This is a genomic window from Herbaspirillum sp. 1173 (assembly GCF_031455335.1).
Taxonomy (GTDB): Bacteria; Pseudomonadota; Gammaproteobacteria; order Burkholderiales; family Burkholderiaceae_D; genus Herbaspirillum; species Herbaspirillum huttiense.
Genome location: NZ_JAVDSP010000002.1, coordinates 278,746 through 290,879 on the forward strand (window position 1 = coordinate 278,746; position 12,134 = coordinate 290,879).

Here is a 12,134-nt window from a genome sequence, read left to right on the forward strand (position 1 = left end):
TTGATCAGAGTTGAAATGAAAACGCCTGCTCGATGGAGCAGGCGTTTTTGCGTAAGCAGAGTTCTGCGCCTGTTGATCGCCGCTTGCCCGCTTCAATTGCTATCGGGCCACGATTGTCGAATCCAGCAATACAGGCCACCGAGCGATGTCACGCTCTTGCGCTCAATCCCATCGATGCCGGGAAGATCAACAGGCCGCTCCCGGAGCGGAAACCAACCGGCGTCTCGCGTATCACCTTCCATGAGCTTGCGTGCAGTTTTCACCATTGCTCGGTCGCAAGCACCAAACTGCACGAAATTGACTTGGGCCTCCATCAGGCTGCAGGGATTGGCACCGCTTGCATAAGGATAGTACAGCTGCAGTTCATCGTCCTCCCAGAAGCAGACGGAGCAAATTTCATGAGAACCTGGCGGTTCAGAAAACACCTCGTGGCCACAGCAGGGGCAGGTAAACATGATGTCTGGACTTTCATTTTGGCCAAAATCGTTCATCCGATTCTGCTACCGATAGTGCAGCAGTGCTACCCAAAGCATGGTCAGCATCACTCCTGAAAAACCCACACAGAGTGTGATCGAGAACATTCGGGCGGCAAGAATCAAGAAGCGTAGCTGTTTTTCCTTGAGCATGTCTTTTGATGCAGGCCCCCAAACAAGCTCACGCGAGAGAGACGTTCCAATCCCACCTTGCGTGATCGAATACCATCTCGCTCCGATGGGGAAATTTTTTGCTTTCAAGATCCGCGCGAAGAGCGACTCCCGGATAAGCTGACGCGCAATAATTGAAAGCCCTGTTAATGGGGCGAAGACGATGAAGAGAAGCAAATCAGGTCGATCAATGATCATCAGCTCGAGAAATCAATGGGTGCTTTTTGGATTGAACATACTCGCTAACGCGATACATCTTGGGGGAGCAAGGAATCATGATATTAGCGGCGGAAGCAGTCCTTCACTAATGAAATAACTGACGATACTCCCTACTGTGGATATCGATATCGGGATTTGGGCCCCATGCACGACCTGCGAAAAAACCCACCGCAACAGAAAGCAGTCCAGCTGGATTTTTCGTCTCCCCCTCTTCAGTTAGCCTGACGTTTCGGACGACGCTGATCACAACATCGCCTTTACAAGGGCAAGGTGTGACACGACCAGCAATGATGACACGTATTGACGCGTTCATTTGAGTGATGCAATAATCGCCTCGCTGCCTAGGAACGCCACCAGGCAGTACTCCCAGCAATATTGCTGACCCCATACATACCGGCTATGAAAGCCCCTGACATGCGCATCAAGCGCAGTCAGGGGCTTTTTGTTTTGGAGATTCGCATGTCGTCACAGGAAAACACCTCGCCGCCCTCGTTTCCATTGATCAAGGTGGCAAGCGTCCAGATGGAGCCCCACATTGGCCGCAAGGAAGAGAATGTTGCCCGTTCCATTGCCTTCATCGATCGCGCCGCCGCCGAGGGGGCCGAGCTGGTGGTCTTGCCCGAGCTGGTCAACAGCGGCTATGTCTTCGCCAGCCGCGCCGAAGCCTTCGCCTTGGCGGAAGTCCTGCCCGACGGCCCCACCACCCAGGCCTGGATGGCCGCCGCGCGGCGCAACGGTATCCATGTCGTGGCCGGCATCGCCGAACGCGAGGGCGACCGGCTCTACAATTCCGCTGTGGTGATTGGCCCGGACGGCTGGCTGGGCGTCTACCGCAAGCTGCATCTGTGGGGCGACGAACATCTGTTCTTTGAAGCTGGCGACAAGGGATTACCCCTGTTCCACACACGCTGGGGACGACTGGGCGTGGCGATCTGCTACGACGGCTGGTTCCCGGAAGTGTATCGGTTGCTTGCCATGCAGGGTGCTGACGTCGTGGCGATGCCAACCAACTGGGTACCGATGCCAGGGCAGCCAGACAACCGCCAAGCCATGGCAACTTCACTGGCGATGGCCAATGCCCATAGCAACGCGCTCACCATCGTGTGCGCCAACCGTACCGGCACCGAGCGCGGCCAGCTCTTCATCGGACAGAGCGTGATCATTGGCGCGCAAGGCTGGCCGCTGGCCGGGCCGGCACCGGAGGACGGCGAGCAAATACTGTATGCCAGCCTCAATCTCAAGGAGTCGCGCCAGGCACGCCATCTCACTCCCTTCAACCATGTGCTGCGCGACCGTCGCGACGACCTCTACGACCCGATGCTGGGCACGGGTTGGCCGCTGCCGCGGCACTGAACCGCTTCCCGTTTGCCGTACCGCTTTTCTTTCAGGATCCATTCCATCCATCCACTCACACCGACTGAGGAGTTCATGATGAACAGATTCACTTTCGCGCTGCCCCATGGCGTATTTGCTGTCGCATTTTCCCTGCTTGCCGCAGCTGCGCCGGCCCACGCCGCCGAGCCCATCCGCATCGGCGTGGCGGTCGGGCTATCGGGTGCCAACAGCGTGGTGGCACCGGCCGTAGTGCAGTCCTCGCAACTGGCGGTCGATGAAATCAACGCCGAGGGCGGCATCATGGGACGCAAGCTGGAGCTGGAAATCGTCGATGACGCCTCCGGCGCAGTGGGCGCGCAGAAAGCTTTCGATACGCTGGTGTTCCAAAAGAGGGTCAACGCCGTCATCGCCATGGAAACCAGCGCCGCACGCAATGCCGCGCTGCCGGTGATCAGCCGCGGCAAGGTACCTTACATCTACACGTCCTTCTACGAGGGTCGCTCGTGCAATAAATGGATGTACGCCAACGGCTGGGTGCCGGAGCAACAGGTGGCGCCGGTAGTGGATTACTTCAGCAAGTCCATGAATGCCAAGACCTTCTTCCTGGTCGGCAGCGACTACGCCTTTGGCCGAGGCATGCTGGAATTCACCAGGAAGTACATCGAGCAGAAAGGCGGCAAGGTCGTCGGCGAAGAATACCTGCCCATCGACGGCAGCGACTGGACCACGGTAGTTTCGAAGATCCGTGCCAGCAAGCCGGACGCCCTGATCAGCGCCACCGCCGGCGGCGCACCCAATGTGTCGCTGGCGAAGCAGCTCAAGGGAGCCGGTCTGACGCTACCCTACGGCAACCTCGCCATTGACGAGGGTACCGCCAGGACCATGGGCGATGCCGCCACCGGGCTCTACATGTCGGCTTCTTACCTGACCAGCATCGATACGGCGGAAAACAGGAAATTCATGGACGCGCTGAAGAAAAAATTCGGCGCCGACCTGAAGACCCCCAATGAATTGTCCGAGCCCCAGTACGAAGCCTTCTATCTGTACAAGGCCGCCGTCGAGAAAGCCGGCTCGACTGACAGCGACAAGGTGAGCAAGGCGCTCGGCGAAGTGTCGTTCAACGGTCCGCGTGGCACGGTGGCGATGAACAAGAGCCATCATGCGCCGCGTTCCATGCGCCTGGGCCAGGTGCAGGCCGACGGATCGATCCGTATTCTGGAGACCTTCGCCAGCGTCGACCCCGGCAACCAGTGCCCGAGCATCAAGTGATGGCGGCAGGCAGGACCGCTTTGCGATAACAACGCCGCCGCGGCCATGACCGCGGCGGCCTGAGAAACGAGAGGAGAGCGCCATGGCGCTATTGCTGGATATGCTGACGACGGCCGCGATGCTGTTCGTCGTCACCGCCGGACTGATGATGATCTTCGGTGTCATGAAGATCGTCAATTTCGCCCACGGGGCCTTGCTGACCCTGGGCGGTTACGCCAGTTACGTAACCACGCGTCTGCAACTCGATCCCTGGCTGGGATGGCCGCTGGCGCTGGTAGCCGGTATCGCCGTGGGCATGCTGGTCGAAGGCGTGATCGTTCGCCGCCTTTACAAGCGGCCGCTGGACGCCATCCTGGCGACATGGGGACTGAGCATCGTGATTGGCCAGCTGATCGTGATGGCCTTCGGTCGCGAGGTGCAGTTCGTCAACGCACCGCTGACCGGGACCTGGAACATCCTCGGCGTCGACTACTCCGCCTACCGCCTGTTGCTGGTGCCGCTGGCGCTGGGCATCTGCCTGCTGCTCACGGCGCTGCTCAACGGTACGGATTTCGGCGTGCGTACCCGCGCAGTGATCATGAATGAGGAACTGGCCAGCAGCCTGGGCATCCATTCCGGCCGCGTACGCTTCGTCACCTTCAGCCTGGGTGCCGGACTGGGCACACTGGCCGGCGCGATGATCACGCCGCTCTCCAGCGTCGACCCCAATATGGGCCTGCCCTGGCTGATCAGTGCCTTCATGCTGGTGATGATCTCCGGCCACTCCATCCTGAGCCTGCTGCTGGCCTGCATGGTATTCGGTGCTGCGCAGGTGCTGGTCAGCACCTACGTCAATCCTGTGCTCGGCGGTCTCACCATCGCCGTCCTCGCTGCAGTGACCTTGCGTATCCGACCGAAGGGGCTGGCACGTGCGTAACTCCTCTTATTCTTCCGCCGCACCTTCCTCACGGGCGGGTGCCGCACGCGTACGCCATTCTCTGCGCAGCGTCTTGCTGTTCGTCGGTGTGGGCCTGCTGTTGCTGGCTGCCGGGCCGTGGATCTTCGACACCTACCTGCAAAACATCCTCATCAAGGCCTATTTCATGGCCATCGTTGCGATGACCGTCGATATTCTGTGGGGCTATACCGGCTACCTCACGTTCGGCCAGTCGGCTTTCTTCGGAATCGGTGCCTATGCCGCCGGACTGGTGTTCACGCATGGCGGCTTCAGCCCTGTCACGGTCATGCTGGCAATCGGCACCACCATCGTCGCCGCAGCAGCGGTGGCGGCGCTGGCCGGATGGCTGTCGTTCTATCGCGGTGCGTCGCCGTTCTTCGCCACCGTGATTTCGCTGGTGCTGCCCATCGTGCTGACCCAGCTGCTGCTGTCGGGTGGCAGCTGGACCGGCTCCAGTTCCGGGCTGACCGGTTATGACAGCTTCGATTTTTCCCTCGACGCCTGGTATTGGATCTCCGGCGGCATGCTGGCAGTGGCTGCGCTGGCCGGCTGCTTGCTGGTGCGCTCCGATGCCGGCCGCCTGCTCGCCGCCATCCGCGACAATGAGCAGCGCTGCAGCTATCTGGGCATCAACACCTCGCTGGTGAAAATTACGCTGCTGGTGGCCATGGCAGTACTGGCCGGTCTGGCCGGATTCGGCTACGGCGCTTTCAGTGGCGTGGTCGCACCCGAGCTGGCCGGCTTCGCGCTGGGCACGGAATTCATCATCTGGGTCGCGCTGGGCGGGCGCGGCAGCCTGTGGGGACCACTGATCGGTGCCGTATTGATCAACGTTGCCACCGCCTATCTCAGCAGCAGCATGCCCTTTGCCTGGCAATTGATCCTGGGCGCAGCGTTCATCCTGGTGATCGTACTGCTGCCCCAGGGCCTGGTGCCGCTGCTGTTGCGCCCCCTTGGCCTGGGCCGCGCAAGCGCGCATCAGCCGGGCCTGGAAGAATGTGCCGGCGTGACCGGCGGCGATGCGCAGGCGGAGGCGATCCGCATGCAAGGAGTGGCCCGCCACTTCGGCCCGCTGAAGGTGCTGCGCGGCATCGACTTCGCCGCCCGTGCCGGCGAGCTGGTCGGGCTGATCGGTCCCAATGGAGCCGGCAAGACTACGCTGATGCGCTGCATGAGCGATGGTGCCGAGCGCAGCGCCGGCAGCATCGCGCTGTGCGGCAGCGACATCGGCCAATTGCCGCCGGAGGCCTGCGTCAGCCTCGGGCTGGGACGCAAGTTCCAGAACGCCAATATCTTCGACACACTGACCGTGGCGCAGTGCCTGCGCATCGCCCGTGCGCGGCTTGAACGGCCGGCCCTGTTCCGGCGTGCGGACGTGCTGCATCTCCCCCCTTATGCCTTGCACGTGATGCGCGCCACCGGTCTGGATGAGAAACTCGACAGCGTCGCCGGGGATCTCTCCCACGGCCAGCAGCAGGCGCTGGAACTGGCCATGGTGTTGGCGCTGGAGCCCCGTGTGGTGCTGCTGGATGAACCTACCGCCGGGCTCACCAAGGCCGAGCGTACGCAGATCGGCGGGGTACTGTCTTCGCTCGCGCTCAAGTACCGGCTGTGCTGCCTGCTGGTGGAGCATGATCTTGATTTCGTGCAGCAGATCGCCACCCGCATCGTGGTGCTGCATCAAGGTGCGATCGCCATGGAAGGCAGTTTCGATGAGGTGGTCAATTCGGAACTGGTCAACACCATTTATTCAGGCAGTATCCACGCAACGGAGGCGCAATGAGATCATCGGCACTGGTGTTGGACGGCATTACCAGCGGCTATCGTGCGTCGGTCGTGCTGCGCGGCGTGTCGCTGAACATCGCGCAAGGCGAGGCCGTAGCCCTGCTGGGCAAGAATGGCATGGGCAAGAGCACTCTGCTCAAGACCATCATGGGCTACCTCGGCAAGCAGGGCGGTGCGATCCACCTGCACGGGCGCAACATCACACACTTGGCACCGCACCGCATCGCGCGCCAGGGGGTGGCCTATGCGGCACAGGAGAACGCCCTCTTCGCCGAACTGAGCATCGGCGACAACCTGCGCCTGGGGCTGGCGCAGCCGGCGTTGTTCGAAGAGCGCTTCGCTGCCGTCGCCCCCCTGTTCCCGGTGTTTCGCAGCCGGCTGCAGCAATACGCCGGCACCCTCTCCGGCGGTGAGCAGAAGATGCTGTTGCTGGCACGCGCCCTGATGATGCGGCCCTCGGTGATCCTGCTGGACGAGATCACCGAAGGCTTGCAGCCCTCGGTCATCGACCGCCTGGCCAACGCGCTGCAGGAGGAGCGCAGGCAGCACGGCACCACGCTGCTGCTGGTTGAACAGAACGTGCCCTTCGCGCTGCAAGTGGCGGACCGCTACCTCATCATCAAGCAGGGCGAGCTGGTCGAGGAGGGGCCCGCCAAGCGCGACGGCGCGGCAGAACTTGTCTTCGGGCACTTGCGCGTATGACGTGGGCATGGGTTGCGCCGCTTGTCCCGGCACCCGCTCTGTGACGATAATCGGTGCGATCCCCCATCCCGCGTGCCGGGCCGCTGCGGCCGCGGGCATATTTCTTGCCAACCATTCGATGCCATGATGAGTTCAGCCCAATCCAACCTGCCCCTCTGCGTTTACATCTCCACCGGTGGCACCATTGCCATGAAAATCGACCCGGTCCGAAAGGCGCCGGTGCCCGCCCTCTCGGGCGATGAGCTGCTGGCCACCGTGCCCGGCATCCGCGCCATCGCGCAGCTGGAGGTCGTCAATCTGTTCAACGTACCGTCCGGCTATATGGATCCGCCACGCTGGATCGCCCTGCAGCAGGCGGTCGCAGCCGCGCTGGAGCGCCCGGAAGTGGACGGCGTGATCGTCTCCCACGGCACGGATACGCTGGAAGAAACCGCGTGGTTCCTTGACCTGACCCTGGCCAGCGACAAGCCGGTAGTGCTGATCGGTGCGCAGCGCAATGCCTCCAGCCCGGATTTCGACGGACCGCGCAATCTGCTCAACGCAGCGCGCGTGTGCGCCAACGCGCAAGCGCACGGCCTGGGCGCGATGATTGCGATGAACAACCAGATCAACGCCGCCCGCGATGTCAGCAAGACCCATACTGCCGACGTCGAAAGCTTCAAGTCCGGTGATTTCGGCGTGCTGGGGGTAGCCGATGAAGATCGCGTAGTTCTCGCGCGCCGGCCGATGCGCCGCCAGCATCTGCCCTTGCTCGGCGGTACTTTGCCACGGGTCGAGATCATCCCCATGTTCGGCGGAGCCAGCGGTGACTTGCTGCGCGCTGCGGTGACGCTGGGCGCAAGCGGGATCGTGATCCAGGCGCTCGGCTGCGGCAACGTGAATGCCGACATGTATGAGGCAATCCGGCACGCCACCGGACAGGGCATCCCGGTGGTGATCTCCACCCGTGTGCCCCATGGCCGCGTATCGCCGTCCTACGGTTTCGACGGCGGCGGTGCTACCCTCAAGGCTGTCGGCGCAGTCTTCGCCGATGACCTGAGTCCGCAGAAAGCCCGTATCCTGCTGATGCTGGCCCTGCAATCCACGCAAGACACGGACCGCTTGCAGGCGCTGTTCGACCGATAAGGACCGACCATGAATTCCACTTCATTCCAGGATACGCGCGCGCGACAGGAAGATGGCTGGCGCATTGGCGTGCTGTTTTCTCGGTCGGGCGCAACCGGGGTCACGGAATCTGAACACTTTTTCGGGACCGCGCTGGCGATCGAAGAGATCAACCAGCTCGGTGGTGTGCTCGGCCGGCCCTTGGTGCCGGTGGCCTACGACCCCAAGGGCGACATCGCGGAATATCGCAAGCTGGTCACGCGCCTGCTGCTGGAGGACGAGATCAACGTGGTATTCGGCTGCTCGCGCTCATCCAGCCGCAAGGCGGTGCTGCCGGTCATCGAACGCAACAACGCACTGCTGTGGTACTGCTCCTTCTATGAGGGTTTCGAGTATTCACCCAACGTGATCTATACCGGTGCCGTCCCGAACCAGAACAGCGTGCAGCTGGCCGCCTACCTCATGCAGAACAAGCGCACCCGCTTCTTCCTGGTAGGTACCGACTACATCTATCCGCGCGAATCCAATCGCGTCATGCGCGACATGGTGGAGCAGCATGGTGGCGAGATCCTCGATGAAATCTATCTGCCGCTGGAAGCCGGCCGGGGCGAACTGGAAGAGGTGCTGACCGACATCAAGGCGGCCCAGCCCGACGTGGTGTTTTCGACGCTGGTGGGACAATCGGCGCGGCTGTTTTACCAGCTTTATCCCGAGTTCGGATTCGATCCGACGACCACACCGATCGCCAGCCTCTCGATGGCGGAGGAAGAGATCCGCCTGATCGGTGCCCGGCACTGCGCGGGCCACATCACAGCCGCGACCTATTTCGGTTCGCTGGACAATGAGAGCAACCGGCATTTCCTCGCCCTCTGGCGCAAGCGTTTCGGCGACCGGCCCACCAGCACCTGGTCGGAGATGGCCTATGCCCAGGTCCACCTGTTTGCGCGCGCCCTGCAGCGCGCAGGCAGCCTGGACCGGCGCAAGCTGGTGGAGGCCACTCATACGGTGTCATTCGATTCGCCTGAAGGGCGCATCAGTGTCGACGCAGACAACAATCATTGCGCCCTTACCCCGCGCATTGGCATCTGCCGTAGCGACGGACAGTTCGACATCGCCTGGGAAGCGTCGGAGCCCGTCAAGCCGGACCCCTATCTTTCCACTTTCGGCTTTTCCGGTTTCTGGTTGAGGTAAGGTCATGGGACAAAGCCTTCGCCGACTTTACGAGGACCTGCGCAGTATCTGCGTAGCCGTCGTCTATCCGCCCGGAGAAGACCGGGACGTAGTGATCCAGCAGTTGCAGCGCATCGGCTGCCGGCTGCGCGTGATCTGGCCTAGTCCAACGGAGCCGCCGACCGGAGCCGACGTCATTTTCTTCCAGATATCGCAGGAGCTCGAAGGACGCAGCGGATGGAATGCCAGCGCCGTGGATGCGGCCCTGGTCGCCTTGTCCGACTATGAAAGCCCGACCACCTTGAAGCTGTTGCTGGACACCAAGGCGCACGGTGTGCTGACACGTCCGTTCCGCTCGCAAGGCATCCTGAGTACGCTGGTGCTGGCGCGCTCTTCACAGGGTTTTCAACAACGGCAGCAGGCCAAGATAGACAAGCTCGAATCGACCATCAAGTCACGCCGGCAGATCGAGAAGGCGATTCGTGTGCTGGTTGAATACCAGAAGCACAGCGAAGAAAGCGCTTACCAATTCATGAGGGAGCGTGCCACTGGCCTGCGAGTGACTGTCGCGGAAGTAGCAACGATGCTGTTGGAAACCCAGGATGCGATGGAGAAACTGGGTTTCCTCGCAGCGGGAAAGGGGAAGAACCCCGGTGACGGGGTATAACGATGACACTCCTGTAGTGCGATGAACAGACGGCGTTCAAGCAGGTGAAACGTTCGTCCGTTCTTCGCCGGAGGGAGAGTTTTTCTTGCTTGAGAATCTCAACCCACCCACTCCCTCCGCGCGTTGCCGAACGCCCCCATTTCAACTGAAACACGTCTCCGCTCCGCTGAAATCCGGTTGAAACCCCCGAGGATCAAGCTTCACCCATACCAGCCGCACCGATCCTCACCCAACCGGAGAACACCATGCGCATCCACGCTACCTGCCTCGTCGCTGCCCTCATGTCCCTGGCTGCTGCCGGCAACGCCGCTGCCACCACCATCTGCCGCTATCGTGCCGACGACGGCCACTGGTTCATGCACATGCTGGAAGCGCTGGCCAACATCACTTACTGCTGAGTCTCGCAGTCACCCTCACCGGAGCAATCACATGGACTACTTCATCCACTCTGCGTTCGACCTGATCTGCTCGGACGTGCCAACCATCGTCGCTGGCTTGTTCGTGAAAGTGATTTGACGTCCTGCGCTACTGAGCCATTCTGGCCGGATGCGGAAGCCGACGCGCTGGCAGCGCCCGACGCAATTTTCAATGCCGGACTTCCACATCCCGCACCAGCCTGATCCCCACCAGCGTATAGCGCGTGCTGACGGTATTCCAGTTCCGGAAGGCACACCGCGCATACAGTGACCAGGTATGCCACGAGCCGCCGCGCCGCACCTTGGTTTCCCCGTTGGACGGCCCACGCGGGTCGGCCAGCGGCGAACGCGCATAGGTCTCTTCGCCATACCAGTCGGCGGTCCATTCCCAGGCATTGCCTACCATGTCATACAGCCCGAAGGCATTCGCCGGGAAACTGCCCACCGGCGAGGTGAAGGCGAAGCCGTCGTGACTCTTCAGCGCGCGACCGGCCATGCGTGGCCAGTAGGGAGCAGCGTCGGCATCAAAGGTGTTGGAGATCTGACTCAGGCCCTCCGGATCATCGCCATTGGGATAGCGCGTCGTCGTCCCCGCGCGGCAAGCGTATTCCCATTCGGCTTCGGTCGGCAGACGATAGTGCGCGTGCTCTTTCTCACTGAGCCAGGCGGCAAGGGCTGATGCATCATTCCAGGTGACGTTGAGTACCGGATGATCATCGGTCTGGGGGAAGCCGGGGTTTTTCCAGCTGTATTGCGGGCTGCGGCCTTCGAATGCGTCTTTGCGTTCGGTCTTCTCAGGATCGTAGTGCGGGTTGTAGCCGTAACCGCCGGTCTGATCGCGAATGGATTCCGGGGTATAGCCCGACTCGGCCACGAATTTCGCGAACTGGGCCACGGTGACCAGATGCTTCCCGAGATAGAACGGATGGGTGATCAGCACCTTGTGCCGCGGCCGTTCATCGTCGAGATCGCGCAGCCGCCGCTCCTCATAATCCGGATAGGCCTGCTTCAGCGCGGCCAGCGACTCCTCGGTTCCCATCCAGAATTCGCCCGCCGGGATCAGCACCATCTGCATGCCAATGGAGTTTTCCATCGTCACAGGCGGTTGAGTTTTTTCCTCTGCAGAAGCGAACAGGCATGTCGACCAAAGCAACATCGCCGTCCATCTGATGAATCGGTGTTTCAAGGTACTCCCCCCTTGTATCCGCAGTTGTCGTCCTCGTTGAAACTCAAACATCAAGTACACGGCCTGTCCGATGACGGATCGCTCGCAGAACACGACGGCAACCCCATGCCGTTGCATTCACCTGCTGGACGGGAGATCAGCCCAACAGCCGCTTCTGGAAGCGCTTCAACGCATCGGCAAACACATCGGTACTGTCCAGGGCGCGCGCCAGCACCAGCGCCCCCTGTATTCCGCCCACGACTTCCTCGGCCAGCGTTCTGGCTTCCTTCGGCTTGCGCCCGGTCCGCACCAGGGCGGACGCGAGCGCATCGATCCAGGCGATGAAGTAATCACGCACCATCACGGCAAAGCGATCGCGCTCATTGCCCAGCGCAAAGACGCCGACCAGGCAGACACGCTGCCCCGAGAGGAAATAGCGGCTGACGTCGTCGAACATGGCCTTGATGCCTGCCACGGCATCGTCACGCTCGTTCAACGGCTCGAACACATGCTGCCGGAACCACGCATCCACGTGGCCCAGCACGGCTTGCGCCATCTCCTCCTTGCCGCCCGGGAAAAAGTGATAGATGCTCCCCTTGCCCAGCCTGGTCCCTTCGCTGATGCGCGCCAGGCTCGCCCCTTCGAAGCCATAGGTGCGGAAGACTTCCGCCAGCAGGGGGATCACATCGTCTTTTTCCGCAATGACTCTAGCCATTCATTT

The 12,134-nt window shown here is 61.6% G+C and carries 13 protein-coding genes; 9 read left to right on the forward strand and 4 right to left on the reverse strand.

The window, feature by feature from the left end; all coding sequences use genetic code 11:
• Positions 1 to 92 precede the first annotated feature (92 nt).
• Positions 93 to 491, reverse strand: coding sequence for a CPCC family cysteine-rich protein (locus J2X56_RS09300; protein WP_227022820.1), 399 nt, complete (start codon positions 489 to 491; stop codon positions 93 to 95).
• A gap of 9 nt (positions 492 to 500) precedes the next feature.
• Positions 501 to 842 carry a hypothetical protein gene (locus J2X56_RS09305; protein WP_310159776.1) on the reverse strand — a complete coding sequence of 114 codons (342 nt, stop codon included), beginning with the start codon at positions 840 to 842 and terminating at the stop codon, positions 501 to 503.
• Between the two features lie 480 nt (positions 843 to 1,322).
• Here J2X56_RS09305 and J2X56_RS09310 point away from each other — a divergent pair, with 480 nt between their 5' ends.
• From J2X56_RS09310 to J2X56_RS09350, 9 genes are all read left to right on the forward strand, one after another.
• Positions 1,323 to 2,216 (forward strand): nitrilase family protein, encoded by an 894-nt coding sequence (locus J2X56_RS09310; protein ID WP_310160464.1) that lies wholly within the window; start codon positions 1,323 to 1,325, stop codon positions 2,214 to 2,216.
• 78 nt (positions 2,217 to 2,294) lie between these two features.
• Entirely contained in the window at positions 2,295 to 3,467 is a 1,173-nt protein-coding gene (locus tag J2X56_RS09315; protein ID WP_310159779.1) for a substrate-binding protein, read from the forward strand.
• A gap of 82 nt (positions 3,468 to 3,549) precedes the next feature.
• Positions 3,550 to 4,383, forward strand: coding sequence for a branched-chain amino acid ABC transporter permease (locus tag J2X56_RS09320; protein ID WP_310159780.1), 834 nt, complete (start codon positions 3,550 to 3,552; stop codon positions 4,381 to 4,383).
• On the forward strand, positions 4,376 to 6,187 hold the full coding sequence (locus tag J2X56_RS09325) for an ABC transporter permease subunit (RefSeq protein ID WP_409025214.1): 1,812 nt from the start codon (positions 4,376 to 4,378) through the stop codon (positions 6,185 to 6,187). The genes J2X56_RS09320 and J2X56_RS09325 overlap by 8 nt, the downstream gene beginning before the upstream one ends.
• Positions 6,184 to 6,891: an ABC transporter ATP-binding protein gene (locus J2X56_RS09330; RefSeq protein ID WP_134137465.1), complete on the forward strand. Its 708-nt coding sequence runs from the start codon at positions 6,184 to 6,186 to the stop codon at positions 6,889 to 6,891. The genes J2X56_RS09325 and J2X56_RS09330 overlap by 4 nt, the downstream gene beginning before the upstream one ends.
• 123 nt (positions 6,892 to 7,014) lie before the next feature.
• Entirely contained in the window at positions 7,015 to 8,016 is a 1,002-nt protein-coding gene (locus J2X56_RS09335; RefSeq protein ID WP_310159783.1) for an asparaginase, read from the forward strand.
• 9 nt (positions 8,017 to 8,025) lie between these two features.
• Positions 8,026 to 9,186 (forward strand): transporter substrate-binding domain-containing protein, encoded by a 1,161-nt coding sequence (locus tag J2X56_RS09340; protein ID WP_134137467.1) that lies wholly within the window; start codon positions 8,026 to 8,028, stop codon positions 9,184 to 9,186.
• 4 nt (positions 9,187 to 9,190) lie between these two features.
• Positions 9,191 to 9,832: an ANTAR domain-containing response regulator gene (locus J2X56_RS09345; RefSeq protein ID WP_199725133.1), complete on the forward strand. Its 642-nt coding sequence runs from the start codon at positions 9,191 to 9,193 to the stop codon at positions 9,830 to 9,832.
• 245 nt (positions 9,833 to 10,077) lie between these two features.
• Complete coding sequence (locus J2X56_RS09350) at positions 10,078 to 10,230, forward strand: hypothetical protein (protein ID WP_158601286.1); 153 nt, start codon at positions 10,078 to 10,080, stop codon at positions 10,228 to 10,230.
• 187 nt (positions 10,231 to 10,417) lie between these two features.
• Here the strand turns inward: J2X56_RS09350 and J2X56_RS09355 are convergent, their stop codons facing one another.
• The gene (locus J2X56_RS09355) at positions 10,418 to 11,404 is read right to left on the reverse strand and encodes a formylglycine-generating enzyme family protein (RefSeq protein WP_166675612.1); all 987 of its coding nucleotides are present in this window, start codon (positions 11,402 to 11,404) and stop codon (positions 10,418 to 10,420) included.
• 166 nt (positions 11,405 to 11,570) lie between these two features.
• Entirely contained in the window at positions 11,571 to 12,128 is a 558-nt protein-coding gene (locus J2X56_RS09360; protein WP_121045231.1) for a TetR/AcrR family transcriptional regulator, read from the reverse strand.
• Positions 12,129 to 12,134: the final 6 nt, after the last annotated feature.